Here is an 18,129-nt window from a genome sequence, read left to right as displayed (position 1 = left end):
CCACTAACATCCAGCCACTGATTCCGGAAGTATCTGGCCACCCATTCCGGAAACATTCGGCCACCCCTCATCGGAGCGCAGCGACGCATCGGTTTGCAGCTTAAGACGTAGGTTCGGACTTCGCCAGTTTTGCTTGTTTTTTGCGCAGTGACTCACCCTTTAAAGGGACGCGGTGGGCGTTATGAGTCAGCCGGTCCAGAATCGCATCTGCCAGTGCCGGATCACCGATCAGTTCATGCCAGTGATCAACGGGCATCTGGCTGGTAATCAGCGTGCTCTTGAGGTTGTGCCGGTCTTCAAACAGCTCCAGCAAGTCTCGCCTCTGACTCTCGTTTAAGGGAGGGGCTTCCGGCATGATGCTGCTGGAATGCAACGGCAAAGACAGAAACTGTTGCCCGTTGAATACTTTATGGTGACCTTCACCTTACCAGCGCAACTGCGGGCTCTGGCTTGGCAACATCAACGACAGGTGTACGATTTACTGTTCAGAACAGCGGCTGATACCCTGAAACAGTTTGGAGCCAATGACAAAAAACTGGATGCTGACCTGGGAATGACCGGCGTCCTGCACACCCACAGCCGACGGCTGGATTACCATCCCCATATACATTTTGTCGTGCCCGGTGGCGGCATCAATACCCGACGAAAAGAGTGGCGCAAACTCACAGGTCACTATCTTTTCAATGGCAAGAACCTGGCCATGGTCTTTCGAGCCAGACTCCTTCGCGCCCTGGACGAACAGGGACTACTATCACTAAGCCTGAAAACAAGGCTGCCCAAAGAGTGGGTCGTCAATTGCAAACGGGTGGGCAAAGGATTACCAGCACTTGAATATCTATCCCGGTATCTGTACCGGGGCGTGATCAGCGACAACAACATCCTGGCCAGCAAACAAGGAAAGGTGACCTTCTCTTACCTCAACAGTGAAACCGGCAAAAAAGAGACGCGAACCCTGCCAGGAGAAGACTTCCTGTGGCTGGTACTGAAACATGTATTACCCAGGCGATTTCGACGATTGCGGGATTATGGATTTTTACACAGCAACGCAAAAAAACAATTATCACTGGTGCAACTGGTTTTTACACGTCATGGTCAAAGCAGTAGAACCCGTGATTCGTCCGCAATTCAAATGCAGGCATTGCGGCGCAGCGATGAAGCACATTGCGTTCAGCTTCCTGAAACCGACCTGAGTTGCCACAGCAACAAATACCGCCATTCACAAACAGGGAGAAGATGTAAGCTCAGCCAGACAGATATGACATACCCCAGACTACCGTAATGCAGTGGTCGGGAGACACTCATCCTGAATAAATAGTGTTCTGAAAAAACGCTCTGATTCAAGATCCGCCAGAAAAGTAAACTTCAATAGACCTTCCTCACCAGAATTCAACCCGGGCTTGTGCAACAACAGGATAAGATTGCGGCTGGGCGCAATCTATCCTTATTCGTTATGTTTGCTATTCTGCCCAGGAAGTATCGGTCATGCGAGGATCGTCGATCCGCTGGCCGAAGCAGTTGTAGTGATCTTCCTTGACTTGTTTGAAGACAAAGGGCTCGAACAGCATTCGGTAGGCTTTTGTTTTAGTGCCGGTCGCATCTTGCCGGAACATGCTTTCGATGAACTGTTCCTGTTCAAGTTTTTTCAAGCATTCACTGACTCGGTGTCGGGTTATGCCAACCATATCACCAAGGATTTTCTGACTGGGCCAGCACTCACCTTCACTGTTGGCAAATGTGGCCAAAACAATCAGCAGCAGCCGTTGAGTGGGCAGTAGGCTTGCCATCTCATCGGTATGAATTTTCACCCTCAACAATCTCATCACTCCGATTGTGTACGCGAACGAAATCATGGCTATACTATCCCCTGAGCCATTACTCGCTGAGTGACGGCTCGTTGATTCGAGAGAAACCCGGTTAGGAGTGCCACCTCCGTCTGAGCCGGGTTTTTTCTTGCGTGTCAGAAACATAGACTCTGTTAAAAAATAGGCAAGAAAAAAGGGGGTCGTGTACACGATAGGCCTGTTCGATATGAACTGGCAAAATAATCGAGGTCTCGACACAAACAAGATTAAAGAACAGTATCAAAGAACAAGTTGCGCAATGCGGCCTGCGTCGGTGAACATAATCGGGATAGGGCAGAGTCTCACAACTCTCTGACGACTCACCGTACCTGGCGACAGAATCTTTAACCAGCTTTGAACCATGATCTACTAAATTGCGTACTTGAACCGGCTAATCTGGCAAGCGCATGCGACTGCACGGATGCAGGAGGTAGTGCGGAGCAGGAGCCAGAGCCGGGAAACAGGTCAGAAGCAACAAGGGTGCTCCGGGTATCGATGGAGCCACCATTGAAGCTTATCCAGACTTTGCCAAACAGCATTGGCCTTCAGTGCGTCAAGCCTTATTGGACGGAACCTACCAGCCGTCACCCGTGCGCCGACATGTGATAGAAAAGCCGGACGGCGGTGAACGCTTGCTGGGAATCCCAACCGTGATCGACAGGGTCATACAGCAGGCCATTGTGCAGGTGCTGACGCCTGTATTTGACCCGGGATTTTCCCCAAACAGCTTTGGCTACCGACCGGGACGGTCAGCACACGACGGAGTCCGTCAGGTTAAGCAGTTGATCAACGGGGGGCTACATTACGCCGTTGACGTTGATCTGAGTAAATTCTTTGGCTGGTTTTTGCTCCTGCAAAACCAGACTTCCCACCTTCCATGGCGGTCATACGGTTAATCACGACGTTTTGATGTCGAGGGTCTCCCGTAAGGTCCACGACAAACGCCTTCTGAAACTGATTGGTCGCTACCTGCGCTCCGGTGTCATGATTGAGGGCAATGTCTACTCGACCAGGGTTGGCATGCCACAGGGTGGGCCTTTATCACCCTTGCTGTCTAATGTGGTCCTCGATGAACTCGACAAGGAGCTTGAATATCGGGGTCATTGCTTTGCAAGGCTCTTTAGTAAGAGAGTGTGATGACTTCGTTATTCTCGTCAAAAGTCAGCGTGCAGGGGATCGGGTGATGCACAGCATTACCCAGTTCATTGAACGCAAATTGAAACTGAAGATTAACTCCCGGAAAAGCTCTTTATAATGAGAAGGTTGTGAAAGCAACAGAAAGCGAATTCCTGAGTTTCACCTTCACAGGGAAGAAAGTTCGCTGGACCCAGAAGTGTCTGGACCGATTCAGATACAGGATACTCAAGTTGACCAGTCGTCGCTGGGGTGTCTCAATGCAACATCGGTTACACAAACTGGCGCAATATATCCGGGGTTGGATGGGGTATTTCCGGTTATCGGAATATTACCGACCAATTCCCCTGCTGGATCAATGGATACGTCGGTGAATCCGTTGCTGTTTCCTGAAGCAATGGCGCAAGCCGAAAACCCGTTTTAAGAATCTGGTCAGGTTAGGCGTTGATAAAATGAACGCCGCCAAGATCGCAGCCAGCAGCAAAGGGTATTACCGTCTGAGTAAAACCTATGCGGTGCAACAGGCACTAAACAACAGTTACCTCGTGAAAATTGGGCTTGTTTCGTTGAAAGACTTATGGATCAGGTTTCACCATCATCGTTGAACCGCCCGGTGCGGACCCGCATGCCGGGTGCTGTGGGGAGGGTTGGAGAAAGACCAGCCCTTACCCGATTTAGGTGCATTTTCTGGGTCACTGTGTGGAAGCCTCTGTAGTAAAAAGCTCTAAGAGGCTGTTTTAAAACTACTTAAGCCTTCGTAGCATTATGCGAATCATGCATATATAAACGAAGGCTTCTGAACTCCTTGGCAGCTGTTCATAGTCTTTAGATAAATGTCTGGATCCTTCAAACCAGCCAAAGGTTCTCTCCACAACCCAGCGCCTGGCTTGAACGACAAACTTTCCACGTGGGCGTTTTGTGATTTCAAGTTCCCTTTTGGGTTTGAAGCGATAAAACCACTCTTCAAGGTAACCCCGGTAGCCACAGCCAGCCCAGACTTTCCGGATGTTTTTAAAGTATTTCTTAAGGTGAGCCAGTATGAACTGACCTGCAAAACTATCACTAAATGCGGCTGCGTGTACCCATACCACCAGAATCAGGCCAAGAGTATCAACAGCTATATGACGCTTTCTGCCTTTTATTTTCTTCCCGCCATCATAGCCTCGATCCCCCCTTTTACCGAGGTTTTCACGGATTGGGAGTCAATGCTTGCTGCGGTTGGTTGTGGCTCTTTGCCCGCCTGAATTCGCATCTGGTCACGAAGTGCATCATGCACCTTCTTCCATGTGCCATCTTTTTTCCAGATTCGGAAATAGGTGTAGACAGTACTCCATGATGGAAAGTCAGAAGGTAGCATTCGCCACTGACAGTCTGTTTTAGTGAGATAGAATATGGCATTCAATATCAGACGATAACTCCAGTCACGTGGTCGCCCATTTTTTGGCGTATCATAGCCAGGGTCAGGGAATAGAGGCTTGAGGATTGCCCACTCGTCATTGGTCAGGTCGGATGGATACATAATTATCCTCCTTAAACTAATCAGATACTGTAGTTATAGACGACGTTGGGTTTTTTATCCTGAGTTAATGGTCAGTAACTTTTACAACAGTCTCTAAACTTTTCGAAACGGGAACTTTTTTAAAACCTTATTTTCAAAGGGATATTGCACCTCATATTGGTGTAATGGAATTATCCCCAATAGTAAAGGTTAAAAAAATGTTACCTACAAATCATATTCATACTGGTTCAAAGATTATACCCCAGATAAATAACAAGACTCTAGAAAGCGATAGAGACTCAGATAAAGTTGCTACGCAGTCTGAAATAAAAAAAGCCGATTCTTATTCATCCCAGGATCACGACAATAAACCAATTACTCAACGCAGTGTAAACTTTTCAGAAAGAAATTCACCATTTAAAAGCAATGATGTATACACAGCTGACTCAGCTAAATCTCATAGCACATTAAATGTTGATGATAAGCTAAAGAAAAATGCAGAAGCATATGAGGCTACTTTCCATGCAAAAATTGATTATTCATCTCCTAAGGATATAGATATATTGAAAAAAATGGAAGTTAGCGAAACTGAGATTGCTCTGGTAGGGATCACAAAAGAAGGTAATAACCCTATAAAAATTGTATTAGCTATGGCCGATGATAGAGGATACTTTACTTCTCAACAAGGTAAAGAATTTCAACTTTCTCAGTAGTTCAAGAACATAAAAGCATCAGTTTAATTTGACCTATATTTGCGGTTTCTCAGTGTGACCGCACTCTCTGCACCTAACGCTTGCATAAGCGGCGGCGCGTCTAGCGCCGTCCGCTGGATGCTCTTGGTACGCCCGGCATGGGCATGAACTGATGGGGTGAAAGTCCCCTGTGGGAGAACCTACATCTGACTGGCGGTAAAGATGCCTGCTGATGGCAACCACTAGCTTAAGGCAAGTGCAGTCCCGCGAGGGGCTGTGCGGAGGCAGTCTGAGTGCAAAGGTGCGACCCAACGTAGACTCGGCGTCCCCCAGAAATCGCATACAAGGCTGAGTCTCTGGGCGAGTGAGCCAAGGATCACAAAGCCCTCTGGTTCGTGAGACACGGTAAATGCGGCGGTTGTGCACTGAAAGTTCATGTTCCCTCTTGTTTATAAAGAGTGGGGAGATCTGTTCAACATGCGATTGGTAATTCCCAGTTCTCAGCCACTGGTTACAACAGGCTCGGCGAACAGTGACTCATCATCCTGTTCGAGCAAACCCGATGGCAACCAATAGCGCCAGCAGAGGCAACTCCGCATGGTGATTGGACAGAAGACCGAAAATTGCTCCTGCATTTTCAGCATACAGGCCATCCATGGCCTTATCAGCAGAGGCCATAGTAGCTGTACGACAAAAGTCATTAATGGACGGGAAGTCGTCAGCGAAGGGCCGAACATCGATGACAAAGAGGAGACTGATTCCCTGAGGGCGATGCAGCCGTCCGGCGACTCACCGTGCCTGGCGACAGAAACTTTAACCAGCTTTGAACCATGATCTACTAAATTGCGTACTTGAACCGGCTAATCTGGCAAGCGCATGCGACTGCATGGATGCAGGAGGTAGTGCGAAGCAGGAGCCAGAGCCGGGAAACAGGTCAGAAGCAACAAGGGTGCTCCGGGTATCGATGGAGTCACCATTGAAGCTTATCCAGACTTTGCCAAACAGCATTGGCCTTCAGTGCGTCAAGCCTTATTGGACGGAACCTACCAGCCATCACCCGTGCGCCGACATGTGATAGAAAAGCCGGACGGCGGTGAACGCTTGCTGGGAATCCCAACCGTGATCGACAGGGTCATACAGCAGGCCATTGTGCAGGTGCTGACGCCTGTATTTGACCCGGGATTTTCCCCAAACAGCTTTGGCTACCGACCGGGACGGTCAGCACACGACGGAGTCCGTCAGGTTAAGCAGTTGATCAACGGGGGGCTACATTACGCCGTTGACGTTGATCTGAGTAAACTCTTTGGCTGGTTTTTGCTCCTGCAAAACCAGACTTCCCACCTTCCATGGCGGTCATACGGTTAATCACGACGTTTTGATGTCGAGGGTCTCCCGTAAGGTCCACGACAAACGCCTTCTGAAACTGATTGGTCGCTACCTGCGCTCCGGTGTCATGATTGAGGGCAATGTCTACTCGACCAGGGTTGGCATGCCACAGGGTGGGCCTTTATCACCCTTGCTGTCTAATGTGGTCCTCGATGAACTCGACAAGGAGCTTGAATATCGGGGTCATTGCTTTGCAAGGCTCTTTAGTAAGAGAGTGTGATGACTTCGTTATTCTCGTCAAAAGTCAGCGTGCAGGGGATCAGGTGATGCACAGCATTACCCAGTTCATTGAACGCAAATTGAAACTGAAGATTAACTCCCGGAAAAGCTCTTTATGATGAGAAGGTTGTGAAAGCAACAGAAAGCGAATTCCTGAGTTTCACCTTCACAGGGAAGAAAGTTCGCTGGGCCCAGAAGTGTCTGGACCGATTCAGATACAGGATACTCAAGTTGACCAGTCGTCGCTGGGGGTGTCTCAATGCAGCATCGGTTACACAAACTGGCGCAATATATCCGGGATTGGATGGGGTATTTCCGATTATCGGAATATTACCGACCAATTCCCCTGCTGGATCAATGGATACGTCGGCGAATCCGTTGCTGCTTTCTGAAGCAATGGCGCAAGCCGAAAACCCGTTTCAAGAACCTGGTCAGGTTAGGTGTTGATAACGTGAATGCCGCCAAGATCGCAGCCAGCAGCAAAGGGTATTACCGTCTGAGTAAAACCTATGCGGTACAACAGGCACTGAATAACAATTACCTCGCGAAAATTGGGCTTGTTTCATTGAAAGACTTATGGATCAGGTTTCACCATCATCGTTGAACCGCCCGGTGCGGACCCGCATGCCGGGTACTGTGGGGAGGGCCGGAGAAAGACCAGCCCTTACCCGATGTATACGCGGTGATTACTCAAGTTCTAAACTCACCAAATTTGTTACAAAAGGCTTTACAGTGAACTCTCCTGTCACAAAGCGATTTCTACCTGTTTCCCAGTTAAGTGCTTTTATATAGTACTTTCCTGCAGCAAGAGTCAATTCTGGATAATTTAGATCGTCGAATGTTATTGGGTCTTCTTTTAACCACCCCTCAGAAGTAACTTCAAAGATGTAACCGCCACATCTTAAAGTACCAATCCTTGGATGCATGCAGGAATCTAACACAAGCTTTGTCTGGTTTTTGGGGTTTTTCTCTGTTTTAGTAATAGATATTTTCCCAAGCTCTCTCTTAGTTTTTGATGCTTCAACTATTGAAATGTTTTTACTTTCAACAGAGTAGGATCTGGATTTAGAAGTTTCTGGTATTATAGATCCAACATCTGTTGTTGATTTTAACACCCCGTCAATTGCACCGGAAACAGCATCACTTGCAATTTGATTAATATCAGTGGTAGAACACCCTTGAATTAATACCATTGCAGAAAACAATATTCCAAGCTTCTTCATTTTATCACTCCTTTGTGTGCCACTTTGTATTTTTGGTGTTTTGTTGTATGAGCGTATAACAGTCGTTTACACGAATCAGTTTCGCATAACATACTGTAGATTCGCTATACGCACCAGCCGATACCCCCATGCAGCGCGACTTACACAGCGTTCTGCATTTTAAAGGCTATATCCTATGTACGGGACAAAACCTGAAGCAGGGTCTGAAATCCAATCTGATCATTTTTTGAACCCTCGTTTTTCAAAACCCTGCGGAGCATGTCTATTCCCAGTCTGAACAGAGCTTTGGCTGGCCGCATATGCTTATTCAAAGGGAGTTCTTTCGCTTCACCATAATGCCAGTGACCAGCAATCAAACACCAGGCAAATGCCAATGCAAGCATGCCCATTAGCTTGTCCATGCGATCCAGATCCGTCATGTGGGTAGACTCAAGATCAAAGCCTCGACTTTTCAGGCAACCAAACAGCGTTTCTATCGACCAACGCTTATAGTAGTCCTCAATCATGGTGTCTGGTTTCTGGGTTGCCACGACAATCAAGAGTCCCTTGATTGTGCGTCTTGCAGCAATATAAAGAGAAACACCTGAAACTTTGCGTTTGCTGTGCCAAGTGACAGTCTGGTCAAGCTTTATGTTCCAAAACAATTGTGCGGCTTTGATATTCTTGCCACAGTTACTCAGTACTGTAGTGCTTTCCTTGATTCGCAGTCGGCAGAAGATGCCCTGATTGTCCAGCTAATTGAACCACTCACGGCCAATGAACTCACGATCAGCAAGTAGCTCATCTATCTTATCCGCTGGAATCAATTTCAGGACTCGTTCCATGATAGCAATACGCTCTTCAGCATTTGAGTTGCCGCCACTCTTATCGAGGCAAATCCAGACAATGGGAATAGACGCTCCCTGCCATGCAACAGCAACCACGAGATAGTTGATATGCTGACTGCCAAACTGCCAGTTGGTTCTATCCATGCAGAGTGTGTATCTGTCGAGGTTCAGCCAGTGAAGTATCAGTTTACCCAGCTGTTCATAACAGTAGGTGTAACCGGCAAAAAAGCGCTTTATACGACGATAGCTTGATTCTGCCTGAGACTTGCTTTGGAACTCTTCTGCTACACGGTAAAGATTGCATGATCGCCCACGTATCAGGCCGAGAATGAATTGGGCAAGAAAAATAATCCGGGCTTGATGCCAGGGCAGATGAGCTTTAAGCTCCTTGGCTAATGAGCTGACTTCTTCCATGTACTTCTACTACGATAATCTGTTCGGAGGTTAGAGACCGCATAGATTACCTTACATGGAGAGTCAGCTCATCCCCTCTGAACTCTTGCCAGCTCTGGCCTCCAGATTTTTTGTCCCGTACATAGGGCTATATCTTCTGATTCGCATTTAGTAATTCGTATATTTTTCGGTCAAGCAACCCGTGTGATTAAAGATTGCTTTATTTTCATTCAAAAAAACATGTTAACCATTCAGTTGATTTTTTGCATATACGAACTAGCTTTTACTGTATAAAAACACAGTATCAAGTAGGACTTATATGAGATTACAAGAACGCTTTCAAATTGCCATTCGCTCTGACGGTTACTCTCTGTCTACCGAGCGCAGCTACTGGGACTGGATTAAACGCTTTATAAAATTTCATAAAATGCGTCATCCCGATTTACTGACTGGCGATAATGTCCGTGATTTTCTTACCCATCTGGTGATGAAAAAGCACGTTGCTATCAGCACTCAGCAGCAGGCATTGAGTGCCCTGGTCTTTTTGTACAAACAAGTGCTGGGGGCGTGACAGCTTTACGATCAATGACTGGCTAAAAGCAAAACGGCCAAAAAAACTCCCTGTTGTGTTTTCGGTGACTGAAGCCAACTCTGTCTTGTCCTATCTCAAAGGCACACCATTATTAGTCGCCCAATTAATGTATGGTGCCGGTCTTCGACTGAAGGAAACACTCCGTCTCAGGGTTCAGGATGTTGATTTTGGGCGTATGGAAATTACCGTTCGCCATGGCAAGGGTGGCAAAGACAGAATGACGTTGTTGCCCAAAGCGTCTGTTGAAGCATTACCGTTCAAGAGTTGTTGGGTCATGCCAATGTCAATACAACAATGATATATCCATGTACTCAATCGCGGTGGTAAAGCGGTTTTAAGGAATTGTCACGAAATAATTTCGATATTTTGAACTCGATCTCCGTTCATCCTGAGCTTGTCGAAGGGTGATAGGCACAATACATGAGGCCGGAGTTCACGCCCTTCGACAGGCTCAGGACGAACGTGGTTTTGAAACTCAGAAATGTACAAATTATTCCGGGGCAATTCCTAAGCCCTGTTGATCGCTGATAAAAAATGAGGGCCAGATCAACACCCGGAAGCTTAAATCAAAAAATGATAAAACAACTTTCGAACCGCACTCACGCTACCGCCCCTCTATTCCATTTACTTGAGTATTAAGGCAGTTTTGCATTACACGACAATTTATTTATAGTTGTATAGGGGTGAAATAGTACCATCGAACTGGTACCTGAGGTATTCTTTTTAATGCTCCCAACAAGGAATTGTCTCGGAATAAGTTCCGGATTTGACTGAGACTTGTTAAGGAACTGTCATGAAATAACTTCCACATTCCCGGTGCTAACCCAGTCAAGAAAAAATTTTGCCACGGAGTCACGGAGGAAAAGATTTTTTTCTATTCTCCGTGTCTCCGTGGCAAAAATAGGAAGTTTCAGGGACAATTCCCAAGCTCACCCCCTGCTGGCCGCAAAATCACAAGCGGCCTGCCTTTTTCCGGTGGTAGGAAGCGCTTACTGAAACGTCAAAGTTATTAAATGACAGTGCCTAAACGGGGTTGAAAATCAGGGTACCAGCGGTGACACTGAATACAATGACCAGCTATCAAACAGTCATTAAACGACGAACGGCAACTTCATCCATGTCGTTGCCGGCTCCTGCCAAAGCAACCTCGCCTCGATCCAGCACCGCAAAGGTATCCGCCAGGTCACGGGCAAACTCAAAGAACTGCTCAACCAGCAGAATGGCCATCTCACCCCGGTCCCGGAGCAGACCAATAACCGACTGAATATCCTTGATAATGGACGGTTGAATGCCCTCCGTTGGCTCATCCAGAATCAACAGCTCTGGCCGGGTTACCAGTGCCCGGGCAATGGCCAGCTGCTGTTGCTGACCACCGGACAAATCGCCACCCCGACGATGGCGCATCTGTTGTAACACGGGAAAGAGATCAAAGATTTCCGGATCAATCCGCCGCTTTGCCCGGGGCAGACAGGCAAAACCGGTTTCCAGGTTTTCCTGCACCGTCAGTAAAGGAAAAATCTGCCGCCCCTGGGGAACATAGGCGATACCGTTCCGTGCCCTTGAGTGAGCGGGGTTGCTGGCAATATCCCTGCCCTGCCACAGGATCTTGCCAGAGGCGGGCGTTACCCGACCAGCAACAGCGTTCATCAGGGTGGTTTTGCCAACACCATTGCGCCCCATAACGCTGGTCACCTGTCCCTTATGCGCGGCAATGGTTACCGACTTCAGGGCCTGGCTGGCACCGTAAAACACATCAATGCCCTGTACTTCCAGCATCACATTGTTCCTCCTATCTACCCAGGTAAACGTCGATGACTTTTTGATTCTGCTGAACATGGTCCAATGAACCAGACGCCAGCACACTGCCTTCATGCAGCACCATCACCGGGCACTCCAGCGCCCGGATAAACGCCATATCATGTTCAACCACTACTACACTGCGCTCTCTGGCCAGATCTTTTAACAGATCCGCCGTTCTGAAGGTCTCTTCATCGGTCATACCCGCCGCCGGTTCATCCACCAGCAATAGCTCCGGTTCCTGTAACAGCAGCATGCCAATCTCCAGCCACTGTTTCTGTCCGTGGGATAATGAGGCCCCTAACCACCCTTTTCGGTCTGACAATCGGATCAGAGCCATCACTTCATCGATTCTTCTGGCACCTTTTGCGCTGAGTGCACCAAACATGGCAGCAAAAGGCGTTCGTCGTCCAGTCATGGCCAGCTCCAGATTTTCCCAGACCGTCAGGCTTTCAATCACGGAGGGCTTCTGAAACTTCCGGCCAATCCCCATATTGGCGACGTCGGTTTCGTCATAGCGGGTCAAATCCACGTTGCCACGAAAAAACACTTCACCGGAGTCAGGTCGGGTTTTACCGGTCACCACATCCATCATGGTGCTCTTACCCGCACCATTGGGGCCGATAATCGCACTCAGCTCTTTTTCCCGCACCATAAAGGAGAGTTCATTCAATGCCCGGAAGCCATCGAAACTGACCGTGACATTGTTGAGATAGAGCAAGGTGTCGTTGGGTATATGTTTATCAACCATCCACTAACTCCTTTCTCTCAGCTCTGTTGCCCTGCGGATCCCGACGCTCATTGATAAAGCCCGCTATCTGTTGATAAAGACCGACCAAACCTTTAGGCAGCCATAGCGTAGTAATAACAAACAGCGCCCCCAGGGCAAACAGCCAGGCATCGGGCATAACGCCGGTAAACCAGGTTTTTGCGTAGTTAACAACGACCGCACCAATCACCGCACCATAGAGTGTTCCACGACCACCGACGGCTACCCAGACAACCAGCTCAATAGAGTTGATGGGAGAAAACTCACCCGGATTAATAATGCCAACCTGGGGAACATAGAGGGCACCGGCAATACCGGCAAGCACTGCTGACAGGGTAAACGCCACCAGCTTGTAGTGTTCAACCCGGTAGCCCATAAAGCGTACCCGGCTCTCAGCATCCCGCACTGCCACCAGCACCCGGCCATAACGGCTGCTCACCAGCCAGCGACACACCAGGTAACCCAGCACCAGTGCCAGTGCAGACGCCATAAGCAGTACCACACGGGTACGGTCACTTTGCAGGCTGAAACCCAGCAGATCCTTAAAGTCAGTCAGGCCATTATTACCACCAAAGCCAAAGTCATTCTGGAAGAACAGCAGCATCAGGGCATACGTCAGTGCCTGAGTAATGATGGAGAGATAAACACCGGTCACCCTGGACCGGAAAGCCAGCCAGCCAAAAAGGAAAGCCAGCAGACCGGGCACCAGGGCGACCATTACCAGGGCAACAGCGAAAGAGTCAAACCCATACCAGTACCAGGGCAGCTCCTGCCAGTTCAGAAACACCATAAAGTCCGGCAGTTCCGGGTTGCCATAAACACCACGGTCTCCAATCTGGCGCATCAGGTACATACCCATGGCATAACCGCCCAGGGCAAAAAACGCCCCATGACCCAGGCTGAGAATCCCGCAGTATCCCCAGACCAGATCCAATGCCAGGGCCAGCAATCCATAGCAGAGATACTTACCCAGCAGAGTAACGGTATAGTTGCTGACGTGCAGGGGAGAACCTTCCGGCATCAATGTGTTGAGCAACACCACCACAATCGTGATTGCCATCACTGACGACAGAAGAAGTTTACCGGCACGATCTTCAAGTAACAGTCGGGATAAAAACCCCTGTTGGAATCCATTCGTCATGTGTCAGCCCTCAACTGCCCGCCCCTTGAGCGCAAACAGCCCCCGGGGTCGCTTCTGGATAAACAGAATGATGAAAACCAATACCAGAATCTTGGCAACCACGGCACCAGCCCAGGGCTCCAGAAACTTATTCACCACACCCAGCCCCATGGCGGCGACCAATGTGCCCCACAGGTTTCCTACGCCGCCGAACACCACCACCATAAAGGAGTCGATAATGTAATTCTGGCCAAGGTTTGGCCCAACATTGGTCAACTGCGACAGGGCGACGCCCGCCACACCGGCAATACCGGAGCCCAGGCCAAAGGTCAAGGCATCCACCCGGCCGGTAGGTATACCCATGGAACTGGCCATGGCGCGGTTCTGGGTCACTGCGCGAATATTCAGCCCAAAGCGGGTGTAACGCATCACCAGCAGCAGCACCATAAACACCAGCAGACTGAAACCAACAATGTATAAACGGTTCCAGGTAAGCGACAGCGCCTCATTAATGACCCACGAGCCACTCATCCAGGCGGGGGTTGCCACTTCCTGATTCAGTGGTGAAAAGATCGTTCTTACCGCCTGCTGAAGAATCAGGCTGATACCAAAAGTCGCCAGCAGGGTTTCCAGGGGACGGCCATAGAGATGGCGGATAACCAGCCGCTCTATCAGCACCCCGGCAGCACCGGCAACCAGAAAGGCCAGGGGTATGGCAATAAACAGGGACTGATCAATAAGTTCCGGGAACACAGACTGAATGACGAACGTCGTATAGGCACCGAGCATCATCATCTCCCCATGGGCCATATTAATCACGCCCATCACCCCGAAAGTAATCGCCAGCCCGATAGCCGACAGCAACAGCACAGAGCCAAGACTCAAGCCAAAGAAGATATTTTCAGCCACGGTATAGTACTGCTGTCGCTGGTCAATTTCGGCCAGTGCCGTTTTGATGGTTTGTGCCAGCGCGGTATGGTCCGTAGCGGTTACTGCCTCCGCCAGTGCGGAACGAATAAAGGGGTGATCAGAACGGGTGAGTACTTCAATCGCTTCTATTTGTTCACTGATCGAACCCATCTGCAGGCGATCCAGGGCCAGGGCCATATCCAGGGCATTGATAACTCCCTGACTCTCCTCGCTGGCCCTCATAGTTCTGAGTGTACCCAGCGTTTTGCTATCCAGCGTTTTCAGAGAGGCGTATATGGCATTTATGCGGGTTTGTGGGTCACTGGCTTTCAAGTCCCAGGATGCCAGTGCTGTTTTAATGATTGAGCGCAGTTGATTATTAATTCTTACTTTTTTCAGCGCTCTTTTCTTTACTGTGCCAAGGACTGAAGACGCACCTTGCAGCTTTCCTTGGGCAGGAAAAGGGTCAAAAATCCGATACTGTTTATCCGGCGTCTTTTCAGCGAACACCAGTCGTTTATGCTGCTTCTCAACAAACAGTTTGCCATTGAGCCAGTGTTCCAGAACCTGTTGGCTGGACTCGCTGCCTTCTTGCGCCAGGGACGTAATCACAGCTTCCAGCTGTCCCCAGGAACTTTTGCTTAATAATGGTTTAAGGTCTTCGGGCGACAGCGCCAACACCGGCCGCGATAAAATCAGCAGCAGGAACAGGAGAAAGCGGGCTGGCAGACTGTGAACCATCTGCCGGAGGTTCTGATTCATAATACATCCCTATATACCCATTCCTCCCTGACGGGAGGAGGGCGTGATTGTTATATCATCTTATAAATCAGTAGTTCTGGCCGGAGCAGACGCCGGTTTCCAGGTTATAGTTGCCGCACTTAACCGGTGCCGACCAGTCGGCAACAATCTTGGAACTTTCCGGCAGGAAGTCAGTCCAGGCATCGCCAATAACGCCACCTTTGGTTTCCCAGACAATCTCAAACTGACCATCATCCTGAATCTCACCAATCAATACCGGCTTGGTCAGATGGTGGTTGGTATTCATCACCGCTGTGCCACCGGTCAGGTTAGGAACGGTAATGCCATACATCGCTGAACGCACTGAATCAACGTTGGTGGTACCGGCCTTCTCAACCGCCTCAACCCACATATTGAAGCCGATGTAAGTGGCCTCCATCGGGTCATTGGCAACACGCTCTTCATCCTTGATAAAAGACTGCCATGTTTCAATAAATTCGTCGTTGGTGTCACTTTCAGCACTCATAAAATAATTCCACGCCGCCAGGTGACCTACCAGTGGCCCGGTATCAATGCCGGAAAGTTCTTCTTCACCCACCGAAAAAGCGATCACCGGAATCTCTTCAGCCGAAACCCCCTGGTTACCCAGTTCCTTGTAGAATGGGACATTGGCATCGCCATTGATGGTGGAAATCACCGCGGTCTTTTTACCGGTATTACCAAACTTCTTGATATCAGAAACAATGGTCTGCCAGTCTGAGTGACCGAACGGCGTATAATTGATCATAATGTCAGCATCTTTGATGCCTTTGCTTTTCAGGTAGGATTCCAGAATCTTATTGGTGGTTCTTGGATACACGTAGTCGGTACCGGCCAGAACAAAACGGGTGACCGCACCCCCCTCTTCGCTCATCAGGTAATCCACCGCCGGAATGGCCTGCTGGTTGGGTGCCGCGCCGGTATAAAACACATTTTTCGAGGACTCTTCCCCTTCATACTGAACCGGGTAGAACATCAGGCCATTCAGTTCTTCCACCACCGGCAGTACCGATTTGCGGGACACGGAAGTCCAGCCGCCAAAAATAACATCGACGTCTTCTTTAACCAGCAGCTCCCTGGCTTTCTCGGCAAACAATGGCCAGTCCGAGGCCGGGTCAACGACCACTGCCTCCAGCTTCTTGCCAAGCACCCCACCATTTTTATTCTGCTCTTCCACCATCATCAACACGGTATCTTTCAGCGTGGTTTCACTGATGGCCATGGTGCCGGAAAGGGAGTGAAGCACCCCAACCTTAATGGTGTCTGCAGCCTGAGCCATTACTGACCATGACAGTGCGGCAGTAGCCACCGATGCCGTTAAAAAGTTCCTGGATAGTTTGTTTAACCGGTTGTTCATAGCTTCCCCGCTGTCGATTGTTCGCTGTTCGTTTCCTGAACAGGGGATAGCAAGAGGTGTGCCATGGTCAGTTTCAGTGCTTGCGCCATGGGAAAGCTGGCTGGGAAAGAGAGCCTCCGCCCTGAATTTTCCAGACCGGCAGGCATTTGCCGGAAACAACAGGGGGTACGCCATATTTTGGCGCGCCTTGCAGGCACATTAACTGATGCCGCACCAAATCAAGGCATTCATAATGACCATTTGGTCAGGTATTATGTCGGCGACAAGTGACGTATTCAGTGAAATACTGTGTCTGGCACAGGTTTTGCCATTGATCAAAAAGATCACCAATAAATGATCCCGGATAAGAACAAGCACAAGGCTGTAATATGCAAGCATCATCGGGTGAGACAGAGAGCAACCAGAGCAGCAGGCCTGATAGCGCCGAGGTATCGTCGTCGGGTTGGCGTGCCGGGATAGACGTAGAACTTAAACACCTGAATGGCCGTACCCTGATGGGGAGAACCCGCCATTATGGGCCGCTGCGCATTCAACGCCCTTTCTGGCCGGAAGGCAAAGACCTGACCCATCTTTATATTCTGCATCCTCCCGGTGGCCTGGTGGCCGGAGATGAACTGGTACAGCGCTTTGCCATCAGAAAAGGTGCCCATGGGCTGGTCACAACCCCGGCTGCCGGTAAAGTCTATTTCAACGGCAATGGTCAACTACAAAAACAGACAACGCATATCACGGTCAGCGACTCAGCCTCCATGGAGTGGCTGCCTCAGGAAACCATCCTGTTTAACGGTGCCATTACCGAGCTTGATACCCGCATTGAACTGAGCGGCAATGCGCTCTTTGCAGGCTGGGATATTATCTGTCTGGGTCGAACCGCCAGCGGCGAGCAGTTTGCCCGAGGGCAACTCACCCAGCATCTCACCCTGACCCGGGACAGCAAACCGCTCTACCTTGACAGGCTCGATTTTGCTGCCGGGTCTGCACTGCCCATGTCCCTTCTGGGGCTCGATAATCACACCGTCTTTGGCACCTTTCTGATCACCCTGGAAAGCCCGCCAGACTTACCCGGCCTGCACAGCCAGCTGGTCGATAAAGGCTGGCACCGGGTAACCGCCATCACCTGGCGGGCCGGTGTGTTTATTGTGCGTTACCTGGGTGATTCATCAGAGCAGGCCAGAACCATTTTCACCTGGATTTGGGAAGCTGAGAGAGAACGATTCAATGGCCGCAAAGGGTGTCGGCCACGTATCTGGAATACCTAAATTAACGAATAATTAAAGCAGGATCTCACTATGGAACTTACCCCCCGGGAAAAAGACAAGCTGCTTCTCTATACCGCAGCACTGGTTGCCGAGCGTCGTTTAGGTCGCGGGGTCAAACTGAACTACCCGGAAGCCATTGCGCTGATCTCCATGCATATCATGGAGGGTGCCCGTGACGGTAAAACAGTGGCCCAGTTGATGAATGAAGGCCGTGAAGTGATCACCCGTGAACAGGTGATGGACGGTATTCCGGAAATGATCCACGAGGTTCAGGTGGAAGCCACCTTCCCCGATGGTACCAAGCTGGTCACCGTCCATAACCCCATAGCCTGA

The 18,129-nt window shown here is 49.6% G+C and carries 21 protein-coding genes and 2 pseudogenes; 12 read left to right on the top strand and 11 right to left on the bottom strand.

Annotation, left to right across the window (positions count from 1 at the left end):
- Positions 1-100: 100 nt before the first annotated feature.
- Positions 101-340: pseudogene (locus ACO6UX_RS23035) on the bottom strand (ATP-binding protein); the annotation flags it as partial.
- Between the two features lie 27 nt (positions 341-367).
- Here ACO6UX_RS23035 and ACO6UX_RS23030 point away from each other — a divergent pair.
- The gene (locus ACO6UX_RS23030) at positions 368-1,279 is read left to right on the top strand and encodes an IS91 family transposase (protein WP_422450643.1); all 912 of its coding nucleotides are present in this window, start codon (positions 368-370) and stop codon (positions 1,277-1,279) included.
- Positions 1,280-1,457: 178 nt separating this feature from the next.
- Here ACO6UX_RS23030 and ACO6UX_RS23025 read toward each other — a convergent pair whose 3' ends face one another.
- Positions 1,458-1,850, bottom strand: a complete 393-nt coding sequence (locus tag ACO6UX_RS23025) for a helix-turn-helix domain-containing protein (protein WP_422450642.1) — start codon at positions 1,848-1,850, stop codon at positions 1,458-1,460.
- A gap of 539 nt (positions 1,851-2,389) precedes the next feature.
- Here ACO6UX_RS23025 and ACO6UX_RS23020 point away from each other — a divergent pair.
- The 3 genes from ACO6UX_RS23020 (at position 2,390) to ACO6UX_RS23010 (ending at position 3,349) form a co-directional block, all read left to right on the top strand.
- Positions 2,390-2,737, top strand: a complete 348-nt coding sequence (locus tag ACO6UX_RS23020) for a reverse transcriptase domain-containing protein (protein ID WP_422450641.1) — start codon at positions 2,390-2,392, stop codon at positions 2,735-2,737.
- Between the two features lie 13 nt (positions 2,738-2,750).
- The gene (locus ACO6UX_RS23015; protein WP_422450636.1) at positions 2,751-2,978 is read left to right on the top strand and encodes a hypothetical protein; all 228 of its coding nucleotides are present in this window, start codon (positions 2,751-2,753) and stop codon (positions 2,976-2,978) included.
- A 128-nt stretch (positions 2,979-3,106) separates the two neighbouring features.
- Positions 3,107-3,349 (top strand): group II intron maturase-specific domain-containing protein, encoded by a 243-nt coding sequence (locus ACO6UX_RS23010; RefSeq protein ID WP_422450640.1) that lies wholly within the window; start codon positions 3,107-3,109, stop codon positions 3,347-3,349.
- Between the two features lie 369 nt (positions 3,350-3,718).
- Here the strand turns inward: ACO6UX_RS23010 and ACO6UX_RS23005 are convergent.
- Positions 3,719-4,494 (bottom strand): IS5 family transposase gene (locus tag ACO6UX_RS23005; protein ID WP_422450639.1). Its coding sequence is split into 2 segments (ribosomal slippage): positions 3,719-4,155 and positions 4,155-4,494, totalling 777 coding nucleotides; the frame shifts between segments, so codons are not numbered across the junction.
- 197 nt (positions 4,495-4,691) lie between these two features.
- Here ACO6UX_RS23005 and ACO6UX_RS23000 point away from each other — a divergent pair.
- Positions 4,692-5,186: a hypothetical protein gene (locus ACO6UX_RS23000; protein WP_422450638.1), complete on the top strand. Its 495-nt coding sequence runs from the start codon at positions 4,692-4,694 to the stop codon at positions 5,184-5,186.
- A gap of 479 nt (positions 5,187-5,665) precedes the next feature.
- Here the strand turns inward: ACO6UX_RS23000 and ACO6UX_RS22995 are convergent, their stop codons facing one another.
- Entirely contained in the window at positions 5,666-5,809 is a 144-nt protein-coding gene (locus ACO6UX_RS22995) for a hypothetical protein (protein WP_422444400.1), read from the bottom strand.
- A 373-nt stretch (positions 5,810-6,182) separates the two neighbouring features.
- On the opposite strand from ACO6UX_RS22995, the gene ACO6UX_RS22990 reads away from it, so the two are divergent.
- The 3 genes from ACO6UX_RS22990 to ACO6UX_RS22980 all read left to right on the top strand — a co-directional run bounded on the left by ACO6UX_RS22990 (position 6,183) and on the right by ACO6UX_RS22980 (position 7,374).
- On the top strand, positions 6,183-6,530 hold the full coding sequence (locus ACO6UX_RS22990; protein WP_422450637.1) for a reverse transcriptase domain-containing protein: 348 nt from the start codon (positions 6,183-6,185) through the stop codon (positions 6,528-6,530).
- A 13-nt stretch (positions 6,531-6,543) separates the two neighbouring features.
- Positions 6,544-6,771, top strand: a complete 228-nt coding sequence (locus tag ACO6UX_RS22985; RefSeq protein ID WP_422450636.1) for a hypothetical protein — start codon at positions 6,544-6,546, stop codon at positions 6,769-6,771.
- Positions 6,772-7,029: 258 nt separating this feature from the next.
- A complete protein-coding gene (locus ACO6UX_RS22980) occupies positions 7,030-7,374 on the top strand; it encodes a group II intron maturase-specific domain-containing protein (RefSeq protein ID WP_422450635.1) in 345 nt (114 codons plus the stop codon).
- A gap of 82 nt (positions 7,375-7,456) precedes the next feature.
- Here ACO6UX_RS22980 and ACO6UX_RS22975 read toward each other — a convergent pair whose 3' ends face one another.
- Together ACO6UX_RS22975 and ACO6UX_RS22970 are read right to left on the bottom strand one after the other, a co-directional pair.
- On the bottom strand, positions 7,457-7,993 hold the full coding sequence (locus ACO6UX_RS22975; protein ID WP_422450634.1) for a hypothetical protein: 537 nt from the start codon (positions 7,991-7,993) through the stop codon (positions 7,457-7,459).
- A 173-nt stretch (positions 7,994-8,166) separates the two neighbouring features.
- Positions 8,167-9,234 (bottom strand): annotated as a pseudogene (locus ACO6UX_RS22970) (IS4 family transposase).
- Positions 9,235-9,532: 298 nt separating this feature from the next.
- On the opposite strand from ACO6UX_RS22970, the gene ACO6UX_RS22965 reads away from it, so the two are divergent.
- Together ACO6UX_RS22965 and ACO6UX_RS22960 are read left to right on the top strand one after the other, a co-directional pair.
- Positions 9,533-9,784 (top strand): site-specific integrase, encoded by a 252-nt coding sequence (locus tag ACO6UX_RS22965; RefSeq protein ID WP_422450633.1) that lies wholly within the window; start codon positions 9,533-9,535, stop codon positions 9,782-9,784.
- Positions 9,744-10,103: a tyrosine-type recombinase/integrase gene (locus tag ACO6UX_RS22960; protein WP_422450632.1), complete on the top strand. Its 360-nt coding sequence runs from the start codon at positions 9,744-9,746 to the stop codon at positions 10,101-10,103. Before ACO6UX_RS22965 ends, ACO6UX_RS22960 begins: the two co-directional genes overlap by 41 nt.
- A 782-nt stretch (positions 10,104-10,885) precedes the next feature.
- Here the strand turns inward: ACO6UX_RS22960 and urtE are convergent.
- The 5 genes from urtE to urtA all read right to left on the bottom strand — a co-directional run bounded on the left by urtE (position 10,886) and on the right by urtA (position 16,459).
- On the bottom strand, positions 10,886-11,581 hold the full coding sequence (urtE, locus tag ACO6UX_RS22955; RefSeq protein WP_422450631.1) for an urea ABC transporter ATP-binding subunit UrtE: 696 nt from the start codon (positions 11,579-11,581) through the stop codon (positions 10,886-10,888).
- Positions 11,582-11,594: 13 nt separating this feature from the next.
- A complete protein-coding gene (urtD, locus tag ACO6UX_RS22950) occupies positions 11,595-12,353 on the bottom strand; it encodes an urea ABC transporter ATP-binding protein UrtD (protein WP_422450630.1) in 759 nt (252 codons plus the stop codon).
- Entirely contained in the window at positions 12,346-13,512 is a 1,167-nt protein-coding gene (urtC, locus tag ACO6UX_RS22945) for an urea ABC transporter permease subunit UrtC (protein WP_422450629.1), read from the bottom strand. Before urtC ends, urtD begins: the two co-directional genes overlap by 8 nt.
- Positions 13,513-13,515: 3 nt before the next feature.
- Complete coding sequence (gene urtB, locus ACO6UX_RS22940; RefSeq protein ID WP_422450628.1) at positions 13,516-15,162, bottom strand: urea ABC transporter permease subunit UrtB; 1,647 nt, start codon at positions 15,160-15,162, stop codon at positions 13,516-13,518.
- A gap of 67 nt (positions 15,163-15,229) precedes the next feature.
- Positions 15,230-16,459, bottom strand: a complete 1,230-nt coding sequence (gene urtA / locus ACO6UX_RS22935) for an urea ABC transporter substrate-binding protein (protein ID WP_269676007.1) — start codon at positions 16,457-16,459, stop codon at positions 15,230-15,232.
- Between the two features lie 446 nt (positions 16,460-16,905).
- Here urtA and ACO6UX_RS22930 point away from each other — a divergent pair, with 446 nt between their 5' ends.
- Complete coding sequence (locus ACO6UX_RS22930) at positions 16,906-17,796, top strand: urease accessory protein UreD (protein WP_422450627.1); 891 nt, start codon at positions 16,906-16,908, stop codon at positions 17,794-17,796.
- A gap of 30 nt (positions 17,797-17,826) precedes the next feature.
- On the top strand, positions 17,827-18,129 hold the full coding sequence (locus ACO6UX_RS22925) for an urease subunit gamma (RefSeq protein ID WP_209204055.1): 303 nt from the start codon (positions 17,827-17,829) through the stop codon (positions 18,127-18,129).

Source organism: Endozoicomonas sp. ALB091 (genome assembly GCF_049310265.1).
GTDB lineage: Bacteria > Pseudomonadota > Gammaproteobacteria > Pseudomonadales > Endozoicomonadaceae > Endozoicomonas.
The sequence above is the reverse complement of the archived record's forward strand: the minus strand, read 5'-3'. Positions and strand labels throughout refer to the sequence as shown.